The organism is Streptomyces sp. NRRL S-1813 (assembly GCF_000719605.1).
Lineage (GTDB): Bacteria > Actinomycetota > Actinomycetes > Streptomycetales > Streptomycetaceae > Streptomyces > Streptomyces decoyicus.
On sequence record NZ_JOHB01000016.1, the window covers coordinates 12,790 to 38,278 of the forward strand.

The 25,489-nt window shown below is 70.1% G+C and carries 27 protein-coding genes and 2 pseudogenes; 12 read left to right on the forward strand and 17 right to left on the reverse strand.

Features of this window, described 5'->3' with window-relative positions; genetic code table 11:
- Positions 1-5: 5 nt before the first annotated feature.
- Positions 6-2,585, reverse strand: a complete 2,580-nt coding sequence (locus IF67_RS0122295; RefSeq protein ID WP_030988309.1) for an FHA domain-containing protein — start codon at positions 2,583-2,585, stop codon at positions 6-8.
- A gap of 543 nt (positions 2,586-3,128) precedes the next feature.
- On the opposite strand from IF67_RS0122295, the gene serB reads away from it, so the two are divergent.
- The gene (gene serB, locus IF67_RS0122300; protein WP_030988311.1) at positions 3,129-4,376 is read left to right on the forward strand and encodes a phosphoserine phosphatase SerB; all 1,248 of its coding nucleotides are present in this window, start codon (positions 3,129-3,131) and stop codon (positions 4,374-4,376) included.
- Between the two features lie 161 nt (positions 4,377-4,537).
- Here the strand turns inward: serB and IF67_RS0122305 are convergent, their stop codons facing one another.
- The 4 genes from IF67_RS0122305 to IF67_RS0122320 all read right to left on the reverse strand — a co-directional run bounded on the left by IF67_RS0122305 (position 4,538) and on the right by IF67_RS0122320 (position 7,037).
- On the reverse strand, positions 4,538-5,056 hold the full coding sequence (locus IF67_RS0122305; RefSeq protein WP_030988313.1) for a SixA phosphatase family protein: 519 nt from the start codon (positions 5,054-5,056) through the stop codon (positions 4,538-4,540).
- 84 nt (positions 5,057-5,140) lie between these two features.
- Entirely contained in the window at positions 5,141-5,353 is a 213-nt protein-coding gene (locus tag IF67_RS0122310) for a hypothetical protein (RefSeq protein ID WP_030988315.1), read from the reverse strand.
- A 215-nt stretch (positions 5,354-5,568) separates the two neighbouring features.
- The gene (locus tag IF67_RS45785; RefSeq protein ID WP_267959227.1) at positions 5,569-5,685 is read right to left on the reverse strand and encodes an SGM_5486 family transporter-associated protein; all 117 of its coding nucleotides are present in this window, start codon (positions 5,683-5,685) and stop codon (positions 5,569-5,571) included.
- Between the two features lie 17 nt (positions 5,686-5,702).
- Positions 5,703-7,037, reverse strand: coding sequence for a CynX/NimT family MFS transporter (locus IF67_RS0122320; RefSeq protein ID WP_030988317.1), 1,335 nt, complete (start codon positions 7,035-7,037; stop codon positions 5,703-5,705).
- 142 nt (positions 7,038-7,179) lie between these two features.
- Here IF67_RS0122320 and IF67_RS0122325 point away from each other — a divergent pair, with 142 nt between their 5' ends.
- The gene (locus IF67_RS0122325) at positions 7,180-7,863 is read left to right on the forward strand and encodes a FadR/GntR family transcriptional regulator (RefSeq protein ID WP_030988318.1); all 684 of its coding nucleotides are present in this window, start codon (positions 7,180-7,182) and stop codon (positions 7,861-7,863) included.
- A 115-nt stretch (positions 7,864-7,978) separates the two neighbouring features.
- On the opposite strand, the gene fabI is transcribed toward IF67_RS0122325, so the two are convergent.
- A complete protein-coding gene (fabI, locus tag IF67_RS0122330) occupies positions 7,979-8,749 on the reverse strand; it encodes an enoyl-ACP reductase FabI (RefSeq protein WP_030988320.1) in 771 nt (256 codons plus the stop codon).
- A 5-nt stretch (positions 8,750-8,754) separates the two neighbouring features.
- The gene (gene fabG / locus IF67_RS0122335; protein WP_030988321.1) at positions 8,755-9,459 is read right to left on the reverse strand and encodes a 3-oxoacyl-[acyl-carrier-protein] reductase; all 705 of its coding nucleotides are present in this window, start codon (positions 9,457-9,459) and stop codon (positions 8,755-8,757) included.
- Positions 9,460-9,742: 283 nt separating this feature from the next.
- On the opposite strand from fabG, the gene IF67_RS0122340 reads away from it, so the two are divergent.
- Together IF67_RS0122340 and IF67_RS0122345 are read left to right on the forward strand one after the other, a co-directional pair.
- A complete protein-coding gene (locus tag IF67_RS0122340) occupies positions 9,743-11,293 on the forward strand; it encodes a TldD/PmbA family protein (protein ID WP_030988323.1) in 1,551 nt (516 codons plus the stop codon).
- A gap of 102 nt (positions 11,294-11,395) precedes the next feature.
- The gene (locus IF67_RS0122345) at positions 11,396-12,175 is read left to right on the forward strand and encodes a YqjF family protein (protein ID WP_030988324.1); all 780 of its coding nucleotides are present in this window, start codon (positions 11,396-11,398) and stop codon (positions 12,173-12,175) included.
- Between the two features lie 128 nt (positions 12,176-12,303).
- On the opposite strand, the gene IF67_RS40415 is transcribed toward IF67_RS0122345, so the two are convergent.
- The 3 genes and pseudogenes from IF67_RS40415 to IF67_RS46350 all read right to left on the reverse strand — a co-directional run bounded on the left by IF67_RS40415 (position 12,304) and on the right by IF67_RS46350 (position 13,000).
- The gene (locus tag IF67_RS40415; protein ID WP_234341249.1) at positions 12,304-12,747 is read right to left on the reverse strand and encodes a hypothetical protein; all 444 of its coding nucleotides are present in this window, start codon (positions 12,745-12,747) and stop codon (positions 12,304-12,306) included.
- A gap of 57 nt (positions 12,748-12,804) precedes the next feature.
- A pseudogene (locus IF67_RS46345) lies at positions 12,805-12,930 on the reverse strand (MerR family transcriptional regulator); the annotation flags it as partial.
- Positions 12,908-13,000, reverse strand: coding sequence for a hypothetical protein (locus tag IF67_RS46350; protein ID WP_107050277.1), 93 nt, complete (start codon positions 12,998-13,000; stop codon positions 12,908-12,910). The pseudogene IF67_RS46345 and the gene IF67_RS46350, both read right to left, overlap by 23 nt.
- Before the next feature lie 218 nt (positions 13,001-13,218).
- On the opposite strand from IF67_RS46350, the gene IF67_RS0122355 reads away from it, so the two are divergent.
- Both IF67_RS0122355 and IF67_RS0122360 read left to right on the forward strand, forming a co-directional pair.
- On the forward strand, positions 13,219-13,716 hold the full coding sequence (locus IF67_RS0122355) for a DUF2975 domain-containing protein (protein ID WP_030988325.1): 498 nt from the start codon (positions 13,219-13,221) through the stop codon (positions 13,714-13,716).
- On the forward strand, positions 13,716-13,952 hold the full coding sequence (locus IF67_RS0122360) for a helix-turn-helix domain-containing protein (RefSeq protein ID WP_030988326.1): 237 nt from the start codon (positions 13,716-13,718) through the stop codon (positions 13,950-13,952). Before IF67_RS0122355 ends, IF67_RS0122360 begins: the two co-directional genes overlap by 1 nt.
- A 118-nt stretch (positions 13,953-14,070) precedes the next feature.
- Here the strand turns inward: IF67_RS0122360 and IF67_RS0122365 are convergent, their stop codons facing one another.
- The 3 genes from IF67_RS0122365 to IF67_RS0122375 form a co-directional block, all read right to left on the reverse strand.
- The gene (locus tag IF67_RS0122365) at positions 14,071-14,316 is read right to left on the reverse strand and encodes a hypothetical protein (RefSeq protein WP_030988327.1); all 246 of its coding nucleotides are present in this window, start codon (positions 14,314-14,316) and stop codon (positions 14,071-14,073) included.
- Positions 14,317-14,369: 53 nt separating this feature from the next.
- The gene (locus IF67_RS0122370) at positions 14,370-15,728 is read right to left on the reverse strand and encodes an FAD-binding oxidoreductase (RefSeq protein WP_030988328.1); all 1,359 of its coding nucleotides are present in this window, start codon (positions 15,726-15,728) and stop codon (positions 14,370-14,372) included.
- Positions 15,729-15,793: 65 nt separating this feature from the next.
- Entirely contained in the window at positions 15,794-16,663 is an 870-nt protein-coding gene (locus tag IF67_RS0122375) for a DAPG hydrolase family protein (RefSeq protein WP_063754379.1), read from the reverse strand.
- A gap of 446 nt (positions 16,664-17,109) precedes the next feature.
- Here IF67_RS0122375 and IF67_RS0122380 point away from each other — a divergent pair.
- The 3 genes and pseudogenes from IF67_RS0122380 to tyrS all read left to right on the forward strand — a co-directional run.
- A pseudogene (locus IF67_RS0122380) lies at positions 17,110-17,292 on the forward strand (TldD/PmbA family protein); the annotation flags it as partial.
- The gene (locus IF67_RS0122385) at positions 17,289-18,731 is read left to right on the forward strand and encodes a metallopeptidase TldD-related protein (RefSeq protein WP_030988331.1); all 1,443 of its coding nucleotides are present in this window, start codon (positions 17,289-17,291) and stop codon (positions 18,729-18,731) included. The pseudogene IF67_RS0122380 and the gene IF67_RS0122385, both read left to right, overlap by 4 nt.
- 154 nt (positions 18,732-18,885) lie before the next feature.
- A complete protein-coding gene (gene tyrS / locus IF67_RS0122390) occupies positions 18,886-20,289 on the forward strand; it encodes a tyrosine--tRNA ligase (RefSeq protein ID WP_030988333.1) in 1,404 nt (467 codons plus the stop codon).
- A 61-nt stretch (positions 20,290-20,350) separates the two neighbouring features.
- Here tyrS and IF67_RS0122395 read toward each other — a convergent pair whose 3' ends face one another.
- On the reverse strand, positions 20,351-20,629 hold the full coding sequence (locus tag IF67_RS0122395; protein ID WP_030988335.1) for a GlsB/YeaQ/YmgE family stress response membrane protein: 279 nt from the start codon (positions 20,627-20,629) through the stop codon (positions 20,351-20,353).
- A gap of 222 nt (positions 20,630-20,851) precedes the next feature.
- Here IF67_RS0122395 and IF67_RS0122400 point away from each other — a divergent pair, with 222 nt between their 5' ends.
- Both IF67_RS0122400 and IF67_RS0122405 read left to right on the forward strand, forming a co-directional pair.
- The gene (locus IF67_RS0122400; protein WP_030988337.1) at positions 20,852-21,226 is read left to right on the forward strand and encodes a DUF3099 domain-containing protein; all 375 of its coding nucleotides are present in this window, start codon (positions 20,852-20,854) and stop codon (positions 21,224-21,226) included.
- A 232-nt stretch (positions 21,227-21,458) separates the two neighbouring features.
- On the forward strand, positions 21,459-21,704 hold the full coding sequence (locus tag IF67_RS0122405; RefSeq protein WP_030988339.1) for a hypothetical protein: 246 nt from the start codon (positions 21,459-21,461) through the stop codon (positions 21,702-21,704).
- Between the two features lie 41 nt (positions 21,705-21,745).
- Here IF67_RS0122405 and moaA read toward each other — a convergent pair whose 3' ends face one another.
- From moaA to IF67_RS0122420, 3 genes are all read right to left on the reverse strand, one after another.
- Entirely contained in the window at positions 21,746-22,735 is a 990-nt protein-coding gene (moaA, locus tag IF67_RS0122410; protein WP_030988341.1) for a GTP 3',8-cyclase MoaA, read from the reverse strand.
- A 183-nt stretch (positions 22,736-22,918) separates the two neighbouring features.
- Positions 22,919-24,556 carry a cation acetate symporter gene (locus tag IF67_RS0122415; protein WP_030988342.1) on the reverse strand — a complete coding sequence of 546 codons (1,638 nt, stop codon included), beginning with the start codon at positions 24,554-24,556 and terminating at the stop codon, positions 22,919-22,921.
- Complete coding sequence (locus IF67_RS0122420; protein ID WP_030988344.1) at positions 24,553-24,897, reverse strand: DUF485 domain-containing protein; 345 nt, start codon at positions 24,895-24,897, stop codon at positions 24,553-24,555. The genes IF67_RS0122415 and IF67_RS0122420 overlap by 4 nt, the downstream gene beginning before the upstream one ends.
- A gap of 214 nt (positions 24,898-25,111) precedes the next feature.
- Between IF67_RS0122420 and IF67_RS41875 the strand changes: the two genes are divergently transcribed.
- Complete coding sequence (locus tag IF67_RS41875) at positions 25,112-25,309, forward strand: hypothetical protein (protein WP_078889569.1); 198 nt, start codon at positions 25,112-25,114, stop codon at positions 25,307-25,309.
- Positions 25,310-25,489 lie beyond the last annotated feature (180 nt).

The following is a 25,489-nucleotide window of genomic DNA, read 5'->3' on the forward strand; positions in this document are numbered from 1 at the left end:
GGGCGCTACTTGCGCATGACCTCCGGCTCGTGGCGGCGCAGCAGCCGCGCGACGACGAAGGCGAGCGCGATGCCCAGGCTGATCAGGATGATCATGTCCATCACATAGACGCCGGTCTGGTGCTTCCACAGCGGGTCCGGGTTGCCCGGCTCCCACGGCAGGAGCGTGTTCATATCGGCGGTCGCGCCCATCGCGGCAACGGCCCAGCGCGACGGCATCAGCCAGGCGAACTGGGCGACGCCCACGGTGTCGAAGAGCTGGAAGAGCACGCCGGTGAAGACGACCTGGACGATGGCGAACATGACCAGCAGCGGCATGGTCTTCTCGGCGGTCTTGACCAGTGCGGAGATGATCAGGCCGAACATCATCGAGGTGAAGCCGAGCGCGATGATCGCCAGTGCCATCTCGATGGCCGGGGCCTTCGCCACCACGAGGCCCTCGTCGGGCATGTTCCGGGTGGAGAAACCGATCGCCGCGATGATCACGCCCTGGAAGGCCGTGACCACGCCGAGCACGATCACCTTGGACATCAGATACGCCGACCGCGACAGGCCGGTGGCCCGTTCGCGCTCGTAGATGACCCGTTCCTTGATGAGCTCACGGACCGAGTTGGCGGCGCCCGAGAAGCACATGCCGACCGCGAGGATCAGCATGATCGTGCTCGCGTCGCGGTTGGTGCGGCTCTTGTTGACCGGTCCGTAGCCGAGGCCGAAATCGCTGGGGATCAGCATCGAGACCACACCGAGAACCGCGGGGAGGATCAGCATCAGGCCGAGGAAACCCCGGTCGGAGGCGAGCACCGAGACATAGCGGCGCATCAGCGTCCACAGCTGCGAGCCCCAGCTCTGGGACTTCTGTATCCGGGCCGGCGGCACCTGGACATTGACCGACTGCGGGGCGACGGCGTCGATGTCCGCGGCGTACAACTGGTAGTGCGGGGAGCCGCGCCAGCGCCCCATCCAGTCGTAGTCGCGGTAGTTCTCGAAGGCCGAGAAGACATCCGCCCAGGAGTCGTACTGGAAGAAGTTGAGTGCTTCCTCGGGCGGGCCGAAGTAGGCCACTCCGCCGCCCGGCGCCATCACCAGCAGCTTGTCGCACAGGCCGAGTTCGGCCACCGAGTGCGTGACGACCAGGACCGTACGGCCGTCGTCGGCGAGGCCGCGCAGCAGCTGCATGACATCGCGGTCCATGCCCGGGTCGAGACCCGAGGTCGGCTCGTCCAGGAAGATCAGTGACGGCTTGGTCAGCAGCTCCAGGGCCACCGACACGCGCTTGCGCTGGCCGCCGGAGAGCGAGGTGACCTTCTTGTCCTTGTGGACGTGGAGCTTGAGCTCGTGGAGCACCTCGTCGATCCGGGCCTCGCGCTCGGCCTCCGCGGTGTCGCCGGGGAAGCGGAGCTTGGCCGCGTACTTGAGGGCCTTCTGGACGGTCAGCTCCTTGTGCAGGATGTCGTCCTGCGGGACCAGACCGATGCGCTGGCGCAGCTCGGCGAACTGCTTGTAGAGGTTCCGGTTGTCGTAGAGGACATCGCCCTGGTTCGCGGGGCGGTAGCCGGTCAGCGCCTTGAGCAGCGTCGACTTGCCGGAGCCGGAGGGGCCGATGACCGCGACCAGCGACTTCTCGGGGACGCCGAAGGAGACGTCCTTGAGGATCTGTTTGCCGCCGTCGACGGTGACCGTGAGGTGGCGGGCCGAGAAGGAGACCTCGCCGGTGTCGACGAACTCCTCCAGGCGGTCGCCGACCAGCCGGAAGGTGGAGTGGCCGACGCCGATGATGTCGTTCGGGCCGACCGGCGCCTTGCCGGACTTGGGGACCGGCTGGCCGTTGATGTACGTGCCGTTGTGGCTGCCGAGGTCGTGGATCTCGAAACGGCCGTCGGGGGTGGCACGGAACTCGGCGTGGTGGCGGGAGACCTGGAGGTCGGAGACGACCAGCTCGTTCTCCAGCGCACGGCCGATGCGCATCACCCGGCCCGTGTCGAGGCGGTGGAACGTGGTCGGGCTGCGGTCACCGTGGGCCGGCGCGCCGCCCGCGTTCTGCGCGGGGCGTTCCTGGGCCTGCCGGGACTGCTGCGGAGGCGTGGCCTGTGGAGGCTGCTGGGCCTGTGGAGGCTGCTGGGCCTGCTGTGGCGGGACGTAGGGCTGCTGCCCGCCCTGCGGCGGCGCCTGCCAGCCCTGCTGGGCGGGCGGCGGCTGGTGCGCGGGCGGCGCCTGCCAGCCCTGCGCGGCCTGCTGCTGCGGCGCCATCGCGGGCTGTGCGCTGAAGGCGTCGGCGGCCGGCGCCCCGGCGGACAGGGTCACCCGGGGACCGTCGGTGGCATTGCCCAGATGCACGGTCGAGCCGGGGCCGATCTCCATCTGGTGGATCCGCTGGCCCTGGACGTACGTGCCGTTGGTGCTGCCCTGGTCTTCGATGATCCAGCCGCGCCCGGCCCAGCGCACGGTGGCGTGCCGCCAGGAGACCCTGGCGTCGTCGAGCACCATGTCGCCCTGCGGATCACGCCCCACGTTGTAGGACCGGGACGGATCGAGTGTCCAGGTCCTGCCGTTCAATTCGAGTACGAGTTCAGGCACTCCATGCCCCATTACATAGTCCCCCGAGTGACGCCCTGTATGGGAAGTCCAGGGATGGCGAACATCGTGAGGAACTATTTCAGGCTCGGCCCTCCGACCGGAAACCGGGACGGGACCGGGGTGCAAGGGGCTCGCGGCGGTGCCCGTCAAACTCCCCCGGAGCACGGGAAGAACCCATGAACGGGCGGGGATCACCGGATTACGGGTGTTCCGGACGGAATGGGCTGCGGCGGGGTGCGGCAGGGCCCGCCGGGGATGTCCTGCACGTCCGCCCCGGAGGCCGCATCATGGGAGGAAAAGGATGAATACCCGATCGACGGCGCGGTCCGTCGCGGTCGCGTTCCGTGAACGTGCCGAACCCGTCACCACGGCAAGGGTGTTGGCGCACCGGAGCAGGTGCTCCTGGCCCGGCGGCCGGACACGACTCCATAACGATCGACGGGGCGCCGGGGCCGCAGGCGGCGGGGGCGCGGGCGCGGCGCCACCGGGCCGTGCCGGTCCGAACCCCGGACACGCGTACGGACGCGATCGCCCGGCGGTTACCGTAAGGGCACCATGAGCGCATCGCAGATCCCGCCTGCCACCGCCGTACCGGGCGATGACGTACCGACCCTTCTCGTCAAGATCTTCGGGAAGGACCGGCCCGGCATCACCGCAGGTCTCTTCGACACCCTCGCTGCCTACTCCGTCGATGTCGTGGACATCGAACAGGTGGTGACCCGGGGGCGCATCACACTGTGCGCACTGGTCACCTCCCCCTCCCCCGCCCAGGGCACCACCGGCTCCTCCGAGGGCGACCTGCGGGCCACCGTGCACAGCTGGGCCGAGTCGCTGAACCTCCAGGCGGAGATCATCTCCGGCCGGGGCGACAACCGTCCGCGCGGCACCGGACGTTCGCACGTCACCGTGCTGGGGCATCCGCTCACCGCGGAGACCGCGGCCGCCATCGCCGCCGCCATAACGGCCAGTGGGGGCAACATCGACCGGATCTTCCGGCTGGCCAAGTATCCGGTGACCGCTGTCGAGTTCGCGGTCTCCGGTGCGGCGACCGAGGCGCTGCGCACGGTGCTGGCCCCCGAGGCCGCACAGCTCGGGGTGGACATCGCGGTGGTGGCGGCCGGGCTCCAGCGCCGGGCGCAGCGGCTGGTCGTCATGGACGTCGACTCGACGCTCATCCAGGACGAGGTCATCGAGCTGTTCGCGGCGCACGCCGGCTGCGAGGCCGAGGTCGCGGAGGTCACCGCCGCCGCGATGCGCGGTGAGCTGGACTTCGAGCAGTCGCTGCATGCCCGGGTCGAGCTGCTCGGCGGGCTCGACGCGTCCGTGGTCGAGGCCGTGCGCAAGGAAGTACGGCTCACCCCCGGGGCCCGCACCCTGGTACGCACCCTCAAGCGGCTCGGCTACCAAGTCGGTGTCGTCTCGGGCGGTTTCACGCAGGTCACCGATGCGCTCAAGGAGGAGCTGGGGCTGGACTTCGCCTCGGCCAACACCCTGGAGATCGTCGACGGCAGGCTCACCGGCCGGGTCACCGGTGACATCGTGGACCGGGCCGGCAAGGCGCGGCTGCTGCGGGAGTTCGCACAGCAGGCCGGGGTGCCGCTCGCGCAGACCGTGGCGATCGGTGACGGCGCCAACGATCTCGACATGCTCAACACGGCCGGGCTCGGTGTCGCCTTCAACGCCAAGCCGGTGGTGCGGGAGGCGGCGCACACCGCGGTGAATGTGCCGTTCCTGGACACCGTGCTGTATCTGCTGGGCATCACCCGCGAAGAGGTCGAGGCGGCGGACACCCACGTCGGGTGAGCGCCCGGCCCGGCAGGCCCGACCCGGCAGGCCCGGGCCCGGCGCACCCCTGGCCGAGCACCGTCTCCCTGGCACGCACGAGGGCCCCGGCAGAAACTGCCGGGGCCCTCGTCGCGTCCGTGCCGCTGCCCTGCACGCTTCGCGCGGCCAGGGCGGCGGGATCACTCGTGCGGCGTCCAGTAGGCGACCAGCCGCCCGACACCGTGCTCGAGGGACTTCCAGGAGCCGCTGAAGGAGAGCACGGCCAGGGAGGCCGTCGGGAAGGCGCTGCGGTTCATCCTCGGCAGCAGATCGCCCTCGGCGTCGCCGGAGAGCGCATCGGCGAGGGCGTGCACGCCGGGGTTGTGCCCGACCAGCATCAGGTCGGTCACGTCGTCGGAGGTCTCGTTCAGCAGCGCGATGAGCTCGCCCAGGGAGGCTTCGTAGATCCGCTCCTCATAGACGGTCTTGGGTCGCTGCGGGAGTTCATGGACGGCGAGCTTCCACGTCTCACGGGTACGCGCTGACGTCGAGCACAGGGTCAGATCGGGGGTGATCCCGGCTCCGGCCAGCCAGCGGCCGGCGACCGGGGCATCCTTGCGGCCGCGCTCGGCGAGCGGACGCTCATGATCGCTGGTCTCCGACCATTCGGCCTTGGCATGTCGGAGAAGGACAATCCGGCGGGGTGTATCGGCGCTCATGCGTCCCAGCTTCGCACGAAAGGCGGCGCGGGGCGCGGGGTGTTGAAGTGCTCCCCCCGCTGGGTTACGCGCGGGCGCGGGCGGTCACCAGGCACCGGCGCGGAGGATCCCGGCCAGGAGTTCCAGCAGCGGGGGCAGGCCCTGCGGGGCGCTCGCGGCCCTCGCCGCGGCGGGGCTCGCGGCGAGCACCAGCAGGACCATGAAGGAGATCACCGGGAGCGCGGGCGCCCACCACGGCAGCCGCGTCCGCCGACGGGAGGCCTTGGCCGAGGGTGACCGTCTGGACGCGGCGGACATGCGGATCGCCTCCGGGGCGGCTCGAAGGGCTGCGCGGCCGCGGCTGCGGCGCCCACCGCGGCGTGTGGTGTCCTTCGAAGCTACGGATCTCCGGTGGCCGTTCCCACCCGGGAAACCACCCACTTACCCCTGACCCGGGCCCCCTGGGGGATGGCGGGGATACCCCCACCCGTCCCCCGCGCGGGACCTCGGCCGAGGTCCGGCCGGGACCGGCCCTAGGGTGCGGCGATACTCGCGATGATCGCGACGAGGACGGTCACGCCGAGCATGGCGCCCAGGACGAGGAGCAGCTTCTTCTGGCCGCCCTGCGGATTCGGTTCGAGCACTGGCATACCGCCCAGTGTCGCACTCAGCTCCCGTCCTCGATGCGCCGGTCCCGGCCGGCCAGCACACCCACCGCGATCTGCGGCACCATCAGCCCTGCCATCAGGGCGATCGGCAGCCCCCAGCCGCCGCTGTGCTGGTAGAGCGTGCCGACCAGCAGCGGTCCGGGAATGGAGATCAGATAGCCGACGCTCTGCGCGAAGGCCGAGAGCTTGACGACCCCGGCGGAGCTGGTCGAGCGCATCCCGATCATCGTCAGGGCCAGCGGGAAGGCGCAGTTGGAGATGCCCATCAGCAGCGCCCAGGCCCAGGCGCCGGCGGCCGGTGCCAGCCACAGTCCGGCGTAGCCGGCCAGGCCGCAGAGGCCGAGCAGTACCGCGAGCGGGCCCTGATGCCGCATCCGGGACGCCAGCCGCGGCAGGACGAAGGAGAGCGGGACGCCCATCGCCATGGTGACCGCCAGCAGCACCCCCGCGGTGCCCGCCGAGACCCCGGCGTCGCGGAAGATCTGCGGCATCCAGCCCATCGTGATGTACGCGGCGGTGGCCTGGAGGCCGAAGAAGACGGCCAGCGCCCAGGCGGTCGGCGACGAGGTGATCCGCAGGGGGGCTTCCCCGGCGCCCGCCGCGGAGTCCATGGCCGGTGCGGCGGCGGCCCTGCGCCGGCGTACCACCACGAGCCAGGGCAGCACGGCGGCCGCGGCGAGCACCCCCCACACCGCCAGCCCCGTCCGCCAACTGCCGCCCAGCGCTTCGGTCATGGGGACGGTGAGTGCCGCGGCGAGCGAGGTGCCCAGGGCCAGCGCCATGGAGTAGAGCCCGGTCATCGAACCGACCCGGTCGGCGAACCAGCTCTTGATGACGACCGGCATCAGGACGTTGCTGACCGCGATGCCGGCCAGGGCGAGCGCGCTGGCGGCGAGGAAGCCGCCGGTGCCGCCGGCGTACGGGCGTATCGCGACACCCACGGCGATCGCCGCCATACCGGCGCAGACGACCGCACCCGGCCCCCAGCGCCTGGCCAGCCGGGGCGCGGCGAAGCCGAAGGCGGCGAAGCACAGCGCAGGTACGGAGGTCAGCAGCCCGGCGACGGTGCCGCTCATACCGAGGCCGTCGCGGACTTCCTCCAGGAGGGCGCCGAGGCTGGTGATGGCCGGGCGGAGGTTGAGTGCGGCGAGGACGAGACCGGCGATCACGATCCGCGGCAGCCGGCGGCCGGCCTGCCCGGTCGCCGGGCGGGCCTGCGGGGCGGCTTCCGCGGGGCCCGGCTGCGGTTGTCCGGCACCGTCGGCGGGCCCGGTGGCGGGGGTCGTACGGGGCTCGGCGGCGGGGCCGAGGGTCGCGAGGTCGTCGTCTGCCATAGGCGCCATCATAGAATCATGGGATGAATGCTTGTCCAGCCGATGTCGATAGCCTCTGCTGTGCCGGTCCGCGCCGGGGACCGGCAGGGTCCGCCGGGCGCCGCGCCGCCGTCCGTCCGCACCTTCACCCCGGAGTGCAGCCATGCCTCTGACCTCGCCCCGCCGGTCCGCGCTGGCCGACCAGGTGATCGCGCAGCTGCGCGCCCAGATCACGTCCGGCGAATGGCCGGTGGGATCCCGGATCCCGACCGAGCCGGCGCTCGTCGAGCAGCTCGGGGTGGCCCGCAACACCGTCCGCGAGGCCGTACGAGCGCTGGCGCACAACGGGCTGCTGGACATCCGGCAGGGCTCGGGCACCTACGTGGTGGCGACCAGCGAACTGGCCGGGGTGATGAACCGCCGGTTCGCGGCGGCCGAGCCCGGTCACGTCGCCGAGCTGCGCAGCGCCCTGGAGGCGGCGGCCGCCCGGCTCGCCGCGCAGCGTCGCACCGCGCAGGACCTGCGGCAGATCGACAACCTGCTGGAGCGGCGCGAGCGGGCCTGGGAGTCCGGCGGCGCGGAGGCCTTCGTGGAGGCTGACGCGACCTTGCACATGGCCATCGTGGCGGCCTCGCACAACGAGGTACTGGCCGAGATCTACGCCGACCTCGGGGGTGTGCTGCGCGACTTCCTGCGGGCCGACGTGGGCGAGGAGCTGCGGCCCGAGGCGCATATGGACCATGCCCGGCTGGTGGAGGCGATCCGTGCGGGTGACGGCGACCTGGCCGCCGCCGAGGCGAGCGCCCACCCCTTCGGCTGCCGGCTCGGCCTCCCGGAACGCGGCTGACGCCCGGGGCACCTCACCTCGGCGGGTGGCAGCGGCCCTGAGCAGCCCCTCCCCCGGAAACGCGTACTGCCCGCCCCGGCGGACCGGAACGGGCAGTACGGATGCGCTGCGGGCGTCAGGCGCCCATCATGTGCACACCGCCGTCGACGTGCACGATCTCGCCCGTCGTCCGGGGGAAGAAGTCGGACAGCATGCCGACGACGCCACGACCGGCCGGCTCCGGGTCGGCCAGGTCCCAGCCGATCGGGGCGCGGTGGTTCCACACGTCCGCCAGCTCCTCGAAGCCGGGGATGGACTTGGCGGCCATCGACTTGATCGGGCCGGCCGAGACCAGGTTGCAGCGGATGTTCTTGGGACCGAGGTCACGCGCGAGGTAGCGGTTGGTGCTCTCCAGTGCCGCCTTGGCCACGCCCATCCAGTCGTACTTCGGCCAGGCGATCTGCGCGTCGAAGGTGAGGCCGACGACCGCGCCGCCGTGCTCCATGAGCGGCAGGCAGGCCATGGCCAGCGACTTGTACGAGTACGCCGAGACCTGCACCGCGGTGCCCACGTCCGACCACTCCGCCTCCAGGAAGTTGAAGGCGCCCTGCGGGCCGAAGGCGATGGAGTGGACGATGCCGTCGATGCGGGCGTCCTCGCCCTGCTGCTCGCGGATCTTGTCGGCCAGCCCGTCCAGCTGCTCCTGGTTGGTGACGTCCAGCTCGATGACCGGAGCGGGCTTGGGCAGCCGCTTGGCGATCCGCTCGACGAGGGAGAGCCGGCCGAAGCCGGTGAGGATGACCTCGGCGCCCTCGTTCTGGGCGACCTTGGCCGCCTGGAACGCGATCGACGACTCGGTCAGGACACCCGTGACCAGGATGCGCTTGCCTGCAAGGATTCCACTCATGCTGATCAGTGACCCATGCCCAATCCGCCGTCGACAGGAATGACGGCTCCAGTGATGTACGCGGCCTCGTCGGAGGCCAGGAAGCGGACCGAGGCGGCGATCTCCTCGGGCTGTGCATACCGCGCGAGCGGCACCTGCTTCACGATGCCGTCCCGCTGCTCGTCGGTGAGCACGCGGGTCATGTCGGTGTCGACGAAGCCGGGGGCGACGACGTTGACGGTGATGTTGCGGCTGCCGAGCTCCCGGGCGAGCGAGCGGGCGAAGCCCACCAGGCCGGCCTTGGACGCGGCGTAGTTCGCCTGGCCCGCGCCGCCCATCAGGCCCACCACGGACGAGATCAGCACGACCCGGCCCTTGCGGGCCCGCAGCATCGCCCGGTTGGCGCGCTTGACCACCCGGAACGTGCCGGTGAGGTTGGTCTCCAGGACCGAGGTGAAGTCCTCCTCGGACATCCGCATCAGCAGCTGGTCACGGGTGACGCCGGCGTTGGCCACCAGCACCTCGACCGGACCGTGCTTCTCCTCGATCTCCTTGTACGCCTGCTCGACCTGCTCGCTGTCCGTGATGTCGCACTTCACGGCCAAAAACCCCGCGGGCGGTTCGCCCGAGCGGTAGGTGATGGCGACCTTGTCGCCTGCCTCGGCGAAGGCACGGGCAATGGCGAGGCCGATGCCGCGGTTACCTCCGGTGACCAGAACCGAGCGGCTCAAGAGATCACCCTTTCCGTGTTCTGTCCGTCCTGCGTTCGATACGAAACTATCGGTCACAGAGCCCTTAGGTGGAATCCAGCACGGACAGGCACGCGCGCCGGTCACTGTCGGGTCTCCACAGAACGGCCACCGGAGCCCGTCCCTCGGCAGCTCCCGCGGGCCGTGCCGTACAGGCCCGGGACACCGCGCCGCACCGGCCGGCTCTCCACGCCGCGCACCACCGCACCCTGGGCCGCGGGCGCGCCGCAGGGCATGATGCAGGCGCCGACCACGGGAGGACTCCTTGCCTGCACCCCATGCCGTTGACGAAGCATTCCTGGCGCTGCCGTTGCGCGCGCTGGCCGATGCGGCACTGGCCCGCGCCCGCGCGCTGGGCGCCGACCACGCGGACTTCCGCCTGGAGCGGATCCGCAGCGCCTCATGGCGGCTGCGGGACGCCCGTACGTCCGGTACCTCGGACACCACCGACCTCGGGTACGCGGTCCGGGTGGTGCACGGCGGGGCCTGGGGCTTCGCCGCCGGCGTGGATCTCACGATGGACGCGGCGGCGCGGGTGGCCTCCCAGGCCGTGGCGATGGCCAAGCTGTCGGCGAAAGTGCTCGCGGCCGCCGGCTCCGCCGAGGGCACCCCCGACGGGGGCAGGGTCGAGCTGGCGGAGGAACCCGCGCACCCGGACCGCACCTGGGTCTCGTCCTACGACATCAATCCGTTCGACGTGGCCGACACCGAGAAGAGCGGGCTGCTGGCGGAGTGGAGCGCGCGGCTGCTGGCCGCCAAGGGCGTGACCCATGCGGACGCCTCGCTGCTGACCGTCCAGGAGAACAAGTTCTACGCCGACTCCGCGGGCACCAGCACCACCCAGCAGCGGGTGCGGCTGCATCCGCAGCTGACGGCGGTCGCGGTGGACCCGGCGAGCGGCGACTTCGACTCGATGCGCACCCTCGCCCCGCCGGCCGGGCGCGGCTGGGAGTACCTGACCGGGGACCACTGGGACTGGGACGGCGAACTGGCCCGCATCCCCGAGCACCTCGCCGAGAAGATGCGCGCACCGAGCGTCGAACCGGGCGCGTACGACGTGGTGGTGGATCCCTCCAACCTCTGGCTGACGATCCACGAGTCGATCGGCCACGCGACCGAGCTGGACCGGGCGCTGGGCTACGAGGCGGCCTACGCGGGGACCTCGTTCGCCACCTTCGACCAGCTCGGGAAGCTGGCGTACGGCTCCGCGCTCATGAATGTCACCGGTGACCGGACCGCCGAGCACGGGCTCGCCACGATCGGCTACGACGACGAGGGGGTGGCCGCACAGTCCTGGGACCTGGTCAAGGACGGGACCCTGGTCGGCTATCAACTGGACCGCCGAATGGCGAAGCTGACGGGCTTCTCGCGCTCCAACGGATGCGCGTACGCGGACTCGCCGGGCCATGTGCCGGTCCAGCGGATGGCGAATGTCTCGCTTCAGCCGGCTGCGGACGGGCCGTCCACCGAGGAGCTGATCTCGGGGGTGGAGCGCGGCATCTACGTCGTCGGCGACCGCTCCTGGTCGATCGATATGCAGCGGTACAACTTCCAGTTCACAGAACAGAGGGCATATACGATCCGGAACGGACGCCTTTGCGGGCAGGTCCGGGATGTGGCCTATCAGGGGATCACCCCGGAGTTCTGGGGCTCCATGGAGGCCGTCGGCGGACCCGGGACCTACGTCCTCGGAGGTGCTTTCAACTGCGGAAAGGCTCAGCCCGGACAGATCGCCGCGGTGTCCCACGGCTGCCCCTCGGCGCTGTTCCGGAACGTGAACATCCTGAACACCGCGGAGGAGTCGGGGCGTTCCTGAGCGGCAGCGCACAGGGGCCCGAAGTCTGCCCCGGACCGACACCCAGTCGTCGAGCACGGACCACCCCGGAGCCGGGCATGGGGGGTGTGCGATGCTGCCGAAGTGTCGACCGCCCCGCTCGCCCCTGAACCCGTGGTCCCGGATCCAGCGCACTCGACGCCGCGCCCTCTCCTCACCCAGTCGTGGCTGGATCTGGCCTTTGTGCACTGGGCCGTCGACCCCGCCGACGTCGCGCCGCTCCTGCCCGCAGGTACGGTCCCCGATACGTTCGACGGCGCCACCTATGTCGGGTTGGTCGCCTTCCGTATGCATCGCGTCGGATGGCTCCGGCTGCCCGGTGTGCCGTATCTGGGCACCTTCCCGGAGACGAACGTGCGCCTGTACACCGTGGATGCCCTCGGGCGCCGAGGCGTTGTCTTCCGCTCGCTCGACGCCTCCCGCCTCATACCCGTGGCGATCGCACGGGCCTTCTTCCGACTGCCGTATCTGTGGTCCCGCATGACCATCAGCCGCCGCGCCGACACGATCAGCTACCACAGCCGTCGCCGCTGGCCCGGACCGCGCGGCGCACACAGCAGCGTGACCGTACGGCTCGGTGAACGGATCGAGGAACCCACCGCACTCGAGCACTTCCTGACCGCGCGCTGGGGCATGCACAACAGCTTCTTCGGACAGTCGATGTACTTGCCGAACACCCACCCACGGTGGCCACTGCACCGCGCCGAGCTGATCGAGTGTCACGAGAACCTGGTGACGGCCGCGGGACTGCCCGAGCCGAGCGGAACACCGGCGAGCGTGCTCTACTCACCAGGCGTTGCTGTGCGCTTCGGCCGGCCCGCCCGACCGAGCCTCATCCCGGCTCCCGGACCACCGAGCCCCTGAGCTGCCGCACTGGCGCCCAGCACCCTTGGGGTCTCGCAGTCACGGCCGCACTGAAACGCGTCGCACCTCGGCGTCGGGCGGCCGGTCTCTGCCTCCACCGGCTCTTGGGTTCCGTCGGCGGGACGGCGTCATCGCGCCGGTGCCGGCTCGGCCAGGACCTCTCCGGGCTGGGGTGGCAGGCCGTCGGCGACCGTGTCGGCGGCGAGCTCGGAGGTATCGAGGAGTTCGGAGTACAGCGACGCCTTGTCGCGTGCGTGGGGGCAGGGCCAGTAGACGGGGAAGTCCTGGTGCCCGGTGAGTGTGTGCAGTTCGGCGTAGGCCAGGACCACTTCGGCGGTGGGGTTCTCCGGAGGTTCCGGGACGGCCTGCGCGGCGACGGCGTCGGCAAGGCGCGCCGGTACGGAAGCGGGGATCGTCTGCCCCCATGCCCTGGCGAGCCGGTCCTGGGCTTCCGGCAGACGCTGGACCCGGGACAGCACCTCCAGGCGGCGAAGCCGCTCCCGTGCGGAGCAGTTGTCCAGCGCCTCCAGGATGGCCTGGCGCCAGTGGAGTTCGGTCAATCGGCTCCGCACGAGGCCCATCTCGTCGGCGATGACGTCGCCGAGGCCGCGTTCGCCCGAAGCGAGCTGGGCGAGGGTGGCGATCGGGGTGTCCAGCGCGCGCAGCCGCTGGACCAGGTGCAGTTGTTCCAGCGCTTCCGTCCGGTAGCGGCGGTGGCCCCCGGCGCTTCGCTCAGCGACGGGCAGCAGGCCGATGTCGGAGTAGTTCGGAGTAGTACCGGACCGTCTTCACCGGCAGTCCGGTACGGGCCGCCAGCTGCCCAATGGTCCATGTGCTCTCTCATAGCGTCTTGCGCCTCCAGCGCACGGGAGCTCTCAGCGTACGAAGTGCCGGCCGGGCAGGCGAGACGCCGGAAACCGGCCAACACCTCACCCACGTCACGTACTTCACGTGCTTCATGTGCCTCATCTGCCTCGTGTGTCGCTGGACGCCCCCGCGCGAGGTCGATTGATTTTCGATAGAAAGCAATCGATAATCGATACATGCATCGCTTCTTCATCGCCACGCTCCGGATCGGCGTCGTCGCCGCCATCGCCGTCGGCCTCTTCGGCCAGGTCGTCGTCATCCCGACGACGGCGGCCGATGAGGTCGACCGCTTCCCTCCCTACGCCCCCTTCGCCGCGCCGTACGTGACCGTGGCGATCATCGGCATCGTCTGCGTCCAAGTCGCGCTGGTCGCGGTGTGGATGCTGCTCGCCATGGTCCGGCGCGGCGCGATCTTCACGCCGCTGGCCTTCCGATGGGTGGACACCATCATCGGGGCCTCGATCGTGGCGACGCTGCTGGCGATCGGAGTCACCGGGCATCTGGCCGTGGCCGACATTCCCTCTCCCCACGACGGCATGGAGCTCATCGGGGCCCTGGCCGCCGCTGTCGCGAGTGTCGGCGTGGGGGCGGCGTTCGCGATGCTCGTCGTCATCATGCGCAGCCTCTTGCGCAAGGCGACGGATCTGGAGACCGAGATCGCCGAGGTGATCTGATGGCCATCATCGTCGACCTCGACCTCCAGCTCGCCAAACACCAGCTGTCGGTCGGCGAGTTCGCCGCTGCCGTCGGTATCACGCCGGCCAATATCGCCGTCCTGAAGAACGGTCGCGCGAAGGCGGTGCGGTTCACCACGCTCGACGCGATCTGCCGCACACTCGAGTGCCAGCCCGGCGACGTGCTGCGTTGGGTACCCGACGACGGCACGAACGACGGCACGAACGACGACTGAGGGCTGTCCCGTAGTCCTGTCCCGTAGTTCTGTCCGGTCATGCCTGCCCGGTAGTGCCTGTCCGGCATCGGTGAAGCCCCGTTCGGGCGCCCTCGGCGGCCGCCCGAACGGGGCGTCCTCACGCCGGAGAACCCCCGACGTCGCGCCGACTGGAAAGAGCCGCCTGGGCAATCGTGGAGAGCTTCAGGGAGCGGTCCGCATCGACGACGATCCACCCCTTTGCCAGCAGAGACCGGAGATCCGGCCGGACCTCGTCCCCCAGCTCTTCGGCCAGGTCGTCGTCCGTCGGAGAGTCACCGGCCCGGAGGCGCTCGGCGATACGGAAGACAATGCCTTCCTCCTCCGCCGTGATGTGGAAGTCCATAGGAGGAAGGTACGGGCACAGCCACGTGAGCGCCCCTCCGGCAGCCTGACTTCCTAGCCCGGTCCCCCACCGGCGGGCCGGCCGAGCCAGGACACGAACATCCCGCCGGGATCCCAGGTGGCACGCAGATCGTCGAGCCGACGGAGGTTCTCGTCGGTCACGAAGCGGTACGGGCGGTTGAGCAGGTTTTCGTCGGCCAGCTGGATGCCACTGGCGTAGGGCTCCCACGCGCGCATGTGGTCGGTGACCCACCTGGTGTACGTGCTGTCGTCGGCCGGATCGGTCCAGGCCGCATAGAGCGCGTAATACAGTTCGTCCTCCACGGAGTAGGCCATCGACGGCCGTGCGGGCTGCCCTTCGTGACCTCCCCAGTTGAACATCACCAGGTGCGACGGTGCCGGTGGCCAGGTCTTCAGCATCTCCTCGAAGTTGGGCCACAGGTCGTCGAACGACGCGTGGGTCCACATGTTGTCGGCCAGATACCGCTTGGTCTCGTCGTAGTGCGGGTCGGTGCCGAAGCGGCTCAAGGTTGCGGTGTCCGTCACCTCGTTGAGCCGGGTCGCCAGCGCCTGCGCGCGTGCGGGACAGGACTCGTAGACCGACAGTTGCTCCCTGGCCTCCTCCTCGGTGTCGGTGAAGGCCGTCGCGTTGAGGGCGATGAGCGGCTCATCGTCGGTCATCGGGTCGCGGCTGCACAGGAGATTGATCTCCGTCGGCGTCCGGCGGCCGGTCTCGTGCACGAAGCGGTAGACGTCGTACGCGGCCGAGGCCGGCCAGAAGTAGCCGCTGTTCATCGTGATCCGCCGGCGCGGATGGAGCTTGACGTGGAACCTGGTGACGACGGCGAAGAAGCCGGGACCGGCTCCGCGGGACGCCCAGAACAGGTCCGGGTTCTCCGTCTCGTCGGCGTGGACCTGCTCGCCGGCGGCGGTGACCGCGTCGATGCCGGTGACCGACATGCAGGCCGGTCCGTAGTCCCGCCCGGCCCAGGCGAACCCGCCCTGAAGCAGATACCCGCCGAGCGAGACGCCTGAGCAGTGCCCCGTGGGAAAGAACAGGTTCTGACCTGCCAGCATCGAGCTGAACTCTGATCCTTTGATGCCGGGCTGGGCGGTGCCGGTCATGGCCTCCCGGTCGACCGTCACGTGCCGCAGGTTCGAGAGGTCGATCAGTACCGTGCCGTCACGCAGGTGCGAGGCGGACCAGCTGTGGCCGCCGGAGCGCACCGCGATCCGCAGGCCCTCCCGCCTGGCGAGCCTGACCGCTCCGACGACATCGTCCTCGTGGTTCGCCAGCACGATCACTTCGGGGTATCGGTCCGGTACCCCCGCGTGCCAGCAGGCTTCACGACGCAGACTCTCGTAGCGATAGTCACCCCGCCGCAACACCCTGCCTTCGATGCGAGACGTCATGCCCTCTCCCTGCGCCCTCTCTCTTGGGGTCTTCCGTGCATTGTTTCCCGCGCCAGAACCGCTCTTCACGGCTGTTCGCGCCCTTCATCACGGGTGAACTCATCGAAGATCTCCGGGAGAAACGCGGCGAGATGGTTCATCTCCTGGGAGCAGTGAACGACCATGGCCCGAGCGTGCTCCGCTCCGAGTTTCCGCACGTCGTCAGCGGCCGTTTCGAGCTCACCGGTCAGGGATGCTCCTCCACGAGGAGAGACGTATGAGCCGCCCATCCAGAAACGTGAGCGCATCTCGGCACCGTCCCGCACCCGGCGTACGTGATGAATCAAGTGGCCCCAGTCGAGCGGGACGCGGGACAGCCCGACCACACCGCAGACCGCGGTCGCCTCGTCCGGACCGAGACTGTCCTCGCTGAATCCGAACCTGCTGGGCCGGACGAAGCGGATGGCGAGTTCACCGAGGGCGCTGCCTACGTATTCGTCGACGAACGACGTGCCCCCGATGTATCTCTCGCGGTACGGGGCACGTCGGTCCGCCGGGTCTCCTGACCATTCGGCGTACACGTGGGCTCGCGGGTACCACAGCTTGTACCGCTGGGTCTCCGTGGCGTGCCACCAGAACCACCAGTCCAGCATGGCCGGGGACACCCCGGGCATACGGGTCAGCGTGGCGATGTGCATGGCACCGTCCTCGAAGAGGCTGTAGCCGTTCTCGAGGTCGTGGTAGCCGGCGTCGCTCAGCGTCCCGGCAGCGTCGAATTCCAGGCACCGCGGAGGCGCCTGCGGCCCGAGTGCGAGTGCCTCCCTGACGTGCTCCGGCAGCGGCGCCATCACCGGATTCCAGTACTTCGCATACCACTTGCCGTCGAGTTCACCGGCCTGCATTCCCAAGTGGGGCCGGCGCCCCGGGTCGGCCCGTGGTTCCGCCACGTCAGCCATACGACAGCGCTCGCGGCCCATGAGGGAGGGTGCGGTTCGTCCGCCTCATGGCCTCGCAAGCGAACGGCTTTCGCTCCGCCATCGTCTCTCCGTTGCGATGTGCCGAAGGCCTGAGCCGCCCGGGAGCTCCCGGCAGCACGAGCAGGCCCGGGAGCCCTGCGCTCTCTGGTGACGCTAAGCACCACTGACTGTCGATGCCTGCTGGAGGGTCCGTCCGGAGGACTCCCGGGCGCTCCTCCGTCTGCTCTGTACCTCCTGCTCCGCAGAGCTCCCGCCGGCCTGGGAGCCCCTCGATAAGCTCTGCTCCCAGGTCGACACCAAGTCATCACCAGACCCCGCACAGTCCGGCGTGAACCGGTATGAACAGGGATTGAGGGTAGACCATGAAAAGCCGCCTGACCTGCACAAATACCCGTCAGAGGGGTATGCCCTCCGCCCTGCCGGTGAACTTCCGGTTCACCGGGCAGCGCTTCCACCGGATCGAGAACGACCGGCCGGCCGGACAGCTGCGCGACGTCGCCTGCCGGGCGGCCAGCACCGACTTCCGGGGTTCGATGACCACGGTCGCGCCCGGGGGCTGTCCCCCGCAATGGCACAGTCCGAACACCACACAGGAGGCCGGTCGATGAGCATGCGTACGCCGCGCAGGAACAGGCCGCACGAGATCGTCGAGCGGGCCCTGGAGCTGTCCCGGGCCGACGGCTGTGTGGTCATCGCCGATGAGCACTCCAGCGCCAATCTGCGCTGGGCGGGCAGCGCGCTCACCACCAACGGCGTCACCCGCGGCCGCACCCTCACGGTCGTGGCGACCGTGAACGGCGGCCAGGGCACGGCCTCCGGCGTCGTCTCGCGCTCCGCGGTGACCGCGGACGACCTGGAGCCGCTGGTGCGGGCCGCCGAGGCGGCCGCCCGGGACGCCGGGCCCGCCGAGGACGCCCAGCCGCTGGTCGGGGGTGAGAAGGCGGCCGCGGACTTCACCGAGGCACCGGCCGAGACCTCCTCGGAGGTGTTCGCGGCGTTCGCCCCGGCGCTGGGCGAGTCCTTCCGGCAGGCCCGCGCCGGCGGCCGTGAGCTGTACGGCTTCGCCCAGCACGATGTCGTCTCGTCGTATCTGGGGACCTCGTCCGGGCTGCGGCTGCGGCACGACCAGCCCACCGGGACGCTGGAGCTGAACGCCAAGTCTCCGGACCGCACCCGCTCGGCATGGGCCGGGCAGGCCACCCGCGACTTCACCGACGTCGATCCGCGGCTGCTCGACACCGAACTGGGCCGGCGGCTGGACTGGGCCGAGCGGCGGATCGAGCTGCCCGCCGGGCGGTACGACACACTGCTGCCGCCCACCGCCGTCGCCGACCTGCTCGTCTACCAGATGTGGTCGTCCGGCGCCCGGGACGCCGCCGAGGGCCGTACGGTCTTCTCCCGGCCGTCCGACGGCAACGGCGGGGCGACGGGGCCCGGGGCGGGTACCCGGGTGGGCGAGCGGCTCAGCGAGCTGCCGCTGACGCTGCGCAGCGACCCGTGGGCGGCCGGTCTGGAGTGCGCACCGTTCGTCCTGGCGCACTCCTCCGGCGACGATGCCTCGGTCTTCGACAACGGGCTGCCGCTGACGGCCACGGAGTGGCTGCGCGAGGGCGTGCTCAACCGGCTGCCGACCACCCGGCACAGCGCCGGACTGACCGGCCTGCCGGTCGCCCCGGGCATCGACAACCTCCTTCTGGAGGGCGGGAGTTCACGCTCGCTGGACGAGATGGTGGCAGCCGCCGGCCATGACGGTCCCACACTGCTGCTGACCTGCCTGTGGTACATCCGCGAGGTGGACCCGGCGACGCTGCTGCTGACCGGGCTGACCCGGGACGGCGTCTACCTGGTCGAGAAGGGCGAGGTGGTCGGCGAGGTGAACAACTTCCGGTTCAACGAGTCGCCGGTGGATCTGCTGTCCCGGGCGGTGGAGGCGGGCCGTACGGAGCGGACCCTGCCACGGGAGTGGGGCGACTACTTCACCCGCGCCGCGATGCCGGCGCTGCGCGTCCCGGACTTCAATATGAGCTCGGTCAGCCGCGGGGTGTGAGGCCGTGGGCGCACGCCCGGCCGGTGGCGACGGGACGGCCGGGCCGGACGGGCGGCGGGCGGACCTGCGGGCGGACGGCGCGGGAGTGTCGTACGGGGCTAATAGACTGTCCGCTTGTCCTCCCGTTTGGGAACCACGATCGATCAGGAACGCCATGACACGCCTCGGCGAATCCGTCGCCCGCGCCACCACCCAGCTCTCCGCCGACCTCTCCTCGGACGCCACGGTCCAGGAGCTGCTCAAGGAGACGGGCGCGCGGCGCTATCTCGACCTGACGGACCTGCCCGCCAAGGAGCAGGCCGAGCTGATCGCGGCCCGTACGGTCGAGGTCCTGCCGGGCGTGGAGAAGCTCGCCGAGCGGATCGAGGAGCGCCGGGCGGCCGGCAAGGGCCTGCACATCAAGCTGGGCATCGACCCGACGGCGACCGATGTGCACCTGGGACATGCGGTGCCGCTGATCGTCCTGAGCCGGTTCCAGCGGCTGGGCCATGACGTCACGCTGATCATCGGTGACTTCACCGCCAAGATCGGCGACCCGTCGGGCCGTACGGCCGAGCGGCCGCCGCTGACCGACGAGGACATCGCACACAACCTCGCCACGTACCGGGAACAGGTGCGGCCCTTCTTCGACTTCGAGAAGGTCAGCTTCCGGCAGAACAGCGAGTGGCTGGCGCCGTACACCTTCCCGGAGCTGCTCTCGCTGCTCGCCCAGGTGCCGGCCTCCCAGCTGCTCCAGCGCGAGGACTTCCGCAACCGTCTCGCGGCCGGCTCCGGCCTGACCATGACGGAGCTGCTGTACCCCATCGCGCAGGGCCTGGACTCGGTGGCGCTGGCGTGCGATGTGGAGCTGGGCGGCTCCGACCAGCTGCTCAACCTCCAGATGGGCCGCAAGCTGATGGAGCTGCGCGGGCAGCAGCCGCAGTTGGTGGTGACCATGCCGCTGATCGAGGGCACGGACGGCACCGGCGCCAAGATGTCCAAGTCCAAGGGCAATTACGTCGGGCTCAACGCGTCCGCCGACGATGTCTTCGGCAAGATCATGTCGGTGCCGGACCGGCTGATGGAGCCGTACCTGAAGGCCTGGACGGAGTGGACGGACGGGGAGATCACGCTCGCCCTGGGCCGGGTCGCGGACCGCTCGCTGCACCCGATGGACCTCAAGAAGGTCCTGGCGGGCGAGGTCGTGGCCGCGCTGTACGGCCTGGAGGCGGCGATGGCGGCGCGGGCCGGTTTCATCGCGCAGTTCTCCAAGAAGTCGTTCTCCGATGTGGAGTCGCTGCCGGTCGTCGATGTCGCCGTGCACGGCGCGGAGACGGTGGCCACGGTCCTGACCAAGATCCTGGAGTTCACCCCGAGCGCCTCGGCGGCGCGGCGGCTGGCCAAGCAGAATGCGCTGCGGCTGGTCGTGGAGGGCGAGGACGGGCAGCAGACCGTGGTGCTCGCGGAGGCCGATTCGGTCCGTCCGCTGGGTGAGGTGCTGGCCGAGAAGCTGGCGGACCCGGCCGGGGTCGCGTACCTCAAGGCCGGCCGGAAGCTGGCTCAGCTCGAGGGCCGCTGATACGGCAGAGGTGTGGGCGGCCGGTGTGCAGGGATGCGCGCCGGCCGCCCGTCTCGTTCCCTCAGGCGGCGTGTTTCTTGCGGCCCCGCATCGACATCCAGAGACGGTCACCGACGGCGACGACGACCACCGCACCGGCCAGTTGCAGCAGGTGCCGGATCCAGTCGATGCCCTTGGTGTCGTTGACCCCGATGCCGGTGGCAACCCAGTTGCCGAGGACACTGCCCAGCATGCCGAAGATCACGGTCAGCCAGAGCGGGATCTGTTGCTTGCCCGGGATGATGGCCTTCGCGATCAGGCCCAGCACCAGGCCCACGATGATGGCCCACAACCACGTCATGTCGTCTCCTCTTGCGGCACGGTGCAGATGACGCTCGCCTCGTCAGTGTCGCTCCGCATCGGCTACGGCGCACGCCGGGGACCGCCGTATGCAAGGTGCGCAGGCAGACCCGGCCGAAGGGGTGCACGACCCGGTCTCGAAGGCGACGCAGCCGGGGCGTACCGTGGAAACCGACCGGATACCGGGGAGAATCCGGCATGACTGACCAGGCGGTGGAACGTGATGCGGAAGCAGAGCAGCGGCCAGGCCTTCCGGATCACCGGGGCCCGGCAGGGTCTGTCCGAGGATGTGCGCGGACGGCAGCGGCGGTATGTGATCTCGATGGTGGTGCGGACGGTGGCCGTGGTGCTGACCGTCGTGCTGTGGAACGTCGAACGGCCCATCGCCATCGCGACGTTGGTGCTGGGCCTGGCGCTGCCCTATATCGCGGTGGTCATCGCCAACGCGGGCCGGGAGAACGCCCCTTCGCTCCCGCGGACCTTCGTCGCGGGCCCGACCAGGCCGATGCTGACGCCGGGCGCCGACGACGCTCCGGCGGAATCCGTTCCGGAGCGGCCGGCGGCGGACTCTTCCGCCCCTCCGCATGACCACAGCTGATCATCACCCGGTCTGCAAAGCTCAAGAAAAGCTCAGATCAATCATGGAGTTCCGGTGCACTACGCACCATCCCCCGTGACATACTGCGTACGCGCTCCGCATCCCCCGTCGGAGCGACGGACCGACGCCGGGCGGCTCCCCCCGTGGCTGCCCGGCGTCGTCATGTCCGCAACGGCCCTGAGGTGCAGAAGCCGGGCCCGGGGCGGTGAGTGCAGGACGTAGGGTTGAGGCCGTGAACTCCCCGAATCCCCAGGAAGCCGCCGAGGGCTCCGTCATCTGTTCCGCGAAGGGCTGCCGCGCCGCCGCCGCGTGGGTGCTGGCCTGGAACAACCCGAAGCTGCACACTCCGGACCGGCGCAAGACCTGGCTGGCCTGCGAGGAGCACCGGGAGCACCTGTCGCAGTTCCTCGGGGTGCGCGGCTTCCTCAAGGATGTCGTGACGCTGGAGGAGTGGGAGGCGCCGGCCGCCGGCCGCTGACGCCGGACCGGCGCCACTGCCCCTCGTGAGACCCGGCCGGCTCAGCCGCCGATCGCGGACATCGGGCGCTCCGGCTGGAGGAACGACGGGTCGTCCAGGCCGGAGCCCGCCTTCTTGCCCCACATCGCGCGCTTCCATATGCGGGCGATCTCGTCATCGGGGGCCTCGGAGCGCAGGGCCGTGCGCAGATCCGTCTCCTCGGTGGCGAACAGGCACGTACGGACCTGACCGTCGGCGGTCAGCCGGGTGCGGTCGCAGGCGCGGCAGAACGGTCGGGTGACGGAGGCGATCACCCCGACGCGGTGCGGTCCGCCGTCGACCATCCAGCGCTCGGCGGGCGCGGAGCCGCGCTCGTCCTGGCCCTCGGGGGTGAGCGCGAAGCGGGTGCGCAGCGAGGCGAGGATGTCACCCGCGGTGATCATGCCGTCGCGCTTCCAGCCGTGCTGTGCGTCGAGCGGCATCTGCTCGATGAAGCGGAGCTCGTAGTCGTTGGCGATCGCCCAGGCCAGCAGGTCGGGGGCCTCGTCGTCGTTGAGCCCCGGCATCAGGACGGTGTTGACCTTCACCGGGGTCAGACCGGCCGCGCGGGCGGCCTCGAGACCGCGCAGGACGTCGTCGTGCCGCTTGCGGCGGGTCATGGCCTGGAAGACGTCCGGCCGCAGGGTGTCCAGGGAGACATTGACGCGGTCCAGGCCGGCGTCGCGGAGGGCGGCGGCGGTGCGCTGTAGGCCGATGCCGTTGGTGGTCAGTGACATCTGGGGGCGCGGGGCGAGGGCGGCGACGCGCTCGACGATGCCGGGCAGTCCGGGGCGGAGCAGCGGTTCACCGCCGGTGAAGCGGACCTCTTCGATGCCCAGGTCCCGCACGGCGATGCCGATCAGCCGGACGATTTCGTCGTCGGTCAGCAGATCGGGTTTGGCGAGCCATTGCAGGCCCTCTTCCGGCATGCAGTACGTACACCGCAGGTTGCACCGGTCGGTGAGCGAAACGCGCAGGTCGGTGGCCACGCGGCCGTAAGTGTCGATGAGCACTGGGCCCCCTCCCCAAGAGTGATGGCTCCGTACGTCTCCTTCGGTGGATCAGTACGTCTTCGAGCCTACGCGATGGGTGTGACAGGGAGCAGAGAGGAGAAGCACGAGGTGGGCGGGGGGCTGTCGTAGAGATCTACGACAGCCCCCCGCCCGGACTCCGTGGGGACGGCCGGCAGGACCGCCTCAGTGGGCTCCGGTCCCGGTCAGCGAGCGGACCTCCAGCTCGGCGTACTTCTGGACGTCCGGTTCCTCCTCGGACAGCAGCGATCCCAGCCAGCCGAGCAGGAAGCCCAGCGGGATGGAGATCAGGCCCGGGTTCTCCAGCGGGAAGACGTCGAAGTCGGCGCCGGGGAACATCGAGGTCTCCTTGCCGGAGACGACCGGGGAGAAGAGGACCAGGAGGACGGAGGAGAGGAGGCCTCCGTAGATGGACCACAGGGCGCCCTGGGTGGTGAAGCGCTTCCAGAACAGGCTGTAGAGGAGGGTCGGGAGGTTGGCGGAGGCGGCGACCGCGAAGGCGAGAGCCACCAGGCCCGCGACGTTCAGACCGCGGGCGAAGACGCCCAGGACGATGGCGACGGCACCGATGCAGACGGTCGCCCAGCGGGCCGCGCCGACCTCCTGCTTCTCGGTGGCCTGGTTCTTGCGGATGACATTGACGTAGATGTCGTGGGCGAAGGACGAGGACGAGGCGAGGGTGAGGCCGGCGACCACCGCCAGGATCGTCGCGAAGGCGACCGCGGAGATGACGGCGAGCAGCACCGCGCCCCCGGTGGATCCGGCGCCGCCGCCGATCACCTCGGCGAGCTGCGCGGCAGCGGTGTTGCCCGCCTTGTTGGCGGCGGTGATCTCCTCCGGCTTGATGAGCGCCGCGGCACCGAAGCCGAGCGCGATGGTCATCAGGTAGAAGACGCCGATGATGCCGATCGCCCAGTTCACGGACTTACGGGCGGCCTTGGCGGTGGGGACCGTGTAGAAGCGGATGAGGATGTGCGGCAGGCCCGCGGTGCCCAGCACGAGGGCGAGACCCAGCGAGATGAAGTCGATCTTCGAGGTGGCGGTGGCGCCGTACTTGAGGCCGGGCTCCAGGAAGGCCGCGCCCTTGCCGCTGTTCTGTGCCGCGGCGCCGAGCAGTTCGGAGAGGTTGAAGTGGAACTTCAGCGCCACCAGGAAGGTGATCAGCAGGGTGCCGGCGATCAGCAGGACCGCCTTGACCATCTGGACCCAGGTGGTGCCCTTCATGCCGCCGATGGTCACGTAGAGGATCATCACGATGCCGACGAGGACGACGACCAGGATCTTGCCCGCCTCGCTGGTGATGCCCAGGAGCAGGGTGACCAGGGCGCCGGCGCCCGCCATCTGGGCGAGCAGGTAGAAGATCGAGACGACGATGGTGGAGGTGCCGGCTGCCGTACGGACCGGGCGCTGGCGCATCCGGTAGGCGAGGACGTCGCCCATGGTGAACCGGCCGGAGTTGCGCAGCGGTTCGGCGACCAGGAGCAGCGCGACGAGCCAGGCGACGAGGAAGCCGATGGAGTAGAGGAAGCCGTCGTAGCCGAAGAGGGCGATGGCGCCGGCGATGCCGAGGAAGGAGGCGGCGGACATGTAGTCGCCGGAGATGGCCAGGCCGTTCTGGAATCCGCTGAACTGCCGGCCGCCGGCGTAGAAGTCCTCCGCGCCCTTGGTCTGCCGGCCGGCCCAGACGGTGATGCCGAGGGTGGCGGCGACGAAGACCGCGAAGAGGGCGATGATCAGGGCGCGGTGCTCGCTCGCGCCGCCGGCCGCGAGCTGGGACACGAGCGGCTGCTGGAGAGGGCTCATGCGTCACCCTCCAGACGGGCCTTGATGGCCTCGGCCTTGGGGTCGAGCTTGGCGGCGGCGTGCCGGGAGTACCACCAGGCGATGAGGAAGGTCGTGACGAACTGGCCGATGCCGAGGACGAACGCCACATTGATGTGGCCGAGGACCCTGGTGCCCATGAAGCCGCCGGCGTAGCTCGACAGCAGGACGTACCCGAGGTACCAGAGGATGAAGGCGACGGTGAGCGGGAAGGCGAACGAGCGCTGTGCGCGGCGGAGTTCATCGAATTCCGCACTCGACTGCACCTGGATGTAGTCGGGCGGCTCGTGCGTTCCCGGGTCGAGGGTCGGTGCGGCGCTCACGGAATCTCCTGACGCGAAGGGGCGGGTTCCCGTGCCGGTCCGGCGGATCGGCGCAGGTGGAGCCCGGGCCGGCAATAAAGCTCACGTAAGTGATCTAGATCACGCATGGTAGAGGTGCATCGGACGATACGACAGGGGTGCGTTGGTTGAATCCCAGAACCGGGAATGCCCCCGCCGACCGCCACCGCACGCGGGGTGCTTCGTTGAGCCCGGTGTGAATCCGCCGCCCCAGCAGGCCCCGCAGCCACCCGCTCCCCGCCGGCGCCCCTACGGCAGCATCCGGCTGCCGGCGCCGCTCGCCGTCGCCCCGTCACAGCCACGGCCGGAGACGGCCACGGCCGTGCGCCGCTGGTACGGTCCGCGGATCTCGCTGCCTCCGCTGAGCATCACCACGCTGCGACGCCACGGCTGAACGGCCCTGCCGACCTGCCGGAACGGTGCCGACATCGGCTGACGCGCTATCAATTCCACGCTCCTGGCGGGTTTTCTCCCCGTTTTTTCTCCGCATTCCATTGCTGCGCAGGAGTGATCGCCGATAACTTCACATCTCATTGCATCCGCCCGTGCGCAAACCGCGCCACGGGCGGTCTCA

What these genes read in the sequence shown, in the direction of transcription:
- IF67_RS0122295 (WP_030988309.1), bottom strand. Translation starts at nt 2,585, where the DNA reads ATGGGGCATGGAGTGCCTGAACTCGTACTCGAATTGAACGGCAGGACC.
- serB (WP_030988311.1), top strand. Translation starts at nt 3,129, where the DNA reads ATGAGCGCATCGCAGATCCCGCCTGCCACCGCCGTACCGGGCGATGAC.
- IF67_RS0122305 (WP_030988313.1), bottom strand. Translation starts at nt 5,056, where the DNA reads ATGAGCGCCGATACACCCCGCCGGATTGTCCTTCTCCGACATGCCAAG.
- IF67_RS0122310 (WP_030988315.1), bottom strand. Translation starts at nt 5,353, where the DNA reads ATGTCCGCCGCGTCCAGACGGTCACCCTCGGCCAAGGCCTCCCGTCGG.
- IF67_RS45785 (WP_267959227.1), bottom strand. Translation starts at nt 5,685, where the DNA reads ATGCCAGTGCTCGAACCGAATCCGCAGGGCGGCCAGAAGAAGCTGCTC.
- IF67_RS0122320 (WP_030988317.1), bottom strand. Translation starts at nt 7,037, where the DNA reads ATGGCAGACGACGACCTCGCGACCCTCGGCCCCGCCGCCGAGCCCCGT.
- IF67_RS0122325 (WP_030988318.1), top strand. Translation starts at nt 7,180, where the DNA reads ATGCCTCTGACCTCGCCCCGCCGGTCCGCGCTGGCCGACCAGGTGATC.
- fabI (WP_030988320.1), bottom strand. Translation starts at nt 8,749, where the DNA reads ATGAGTGGAATCCTTGCAGGCAAGCGCATCCTGGTCACGGGTGTCCTG.
- IF67_RS0122355 (WP_030988325.1), top strand. Translation starts at nt 13,219, where the DNA reads ATGCATCGCTTCTTCATCGCCACGCTCCGGATCGGCGTCGTCGCCGCC.
- IF67_RS0122360 (WP_030988326.1), top strand. Translation starts at nt 13,716, where the DNA reads ATGGCCATCATCGTCGACCTCGACCTCCAGCTCGCCAAACACCAGCTG.
- IF67_RS0122365 (WP_030988327.1), bottom strand. Translation starts at nt 14,316, where the DNA reads ATGGACTTCCACATCACGGCGGAGGAGGAAGGCATTGTCTTCCGTATC.
- IF67_RS0122370 (WP_030988328.1), bottom strand. Translation starts at nt 15,728, where the DNA reads ATGACGTCTCGCATCGAAGGCAGGGTGTTGCGGCGGGGTGACTATCGC.
- IF67_RS0122375 (WP_063754379.1), bottom strand. Translation starts at nt 16,663, where the DNA reads ATGGCTGACGTGGCGGAACCACGGGCCGACCCGGGGCGCCGGCCCCAC.
- IF67_RS0122385 (WP_030988331.1), top strand. Translation starts at nt 17,289, where the DNA reads ATGAGCATGCGTACGCCGCGCAGGAACAGGCCGCACGAGATCGTCGAG.
- tyrS (WP_030988333.1), top strand. Translation starts at nt 18,886, where the DNA reads ATGACACGCCTCGGCGAATCCGTCGCCCGCGCCACCACCCAGCTCTCC.
- IF67_RS0122395 (WP_030988335.1), bottom strand. Translation starts at nt 20,629, where the DNA reads ATGACGTGGTTGTGGGCCATCATCGTGGGCCTGGTGCTGGGCCTGATC.
- IF67_RS0122400 (WP_030988337.1), top strand. Translation starts at nt 20,852, where the DNA reads ATGCGGAAGCAGAGCAGCGGCCAGGCCTTCCGGATCACCGGGGCCCGG.
- IF67_RS0122415 (WP_030988342.1), bottom strand. Translation starts at nt 24,556, where the DNA reads ATGAGCCCTCTCCAGCAGCCGCTCGTGTCCCAGCTCGCGGCCGGCGGC.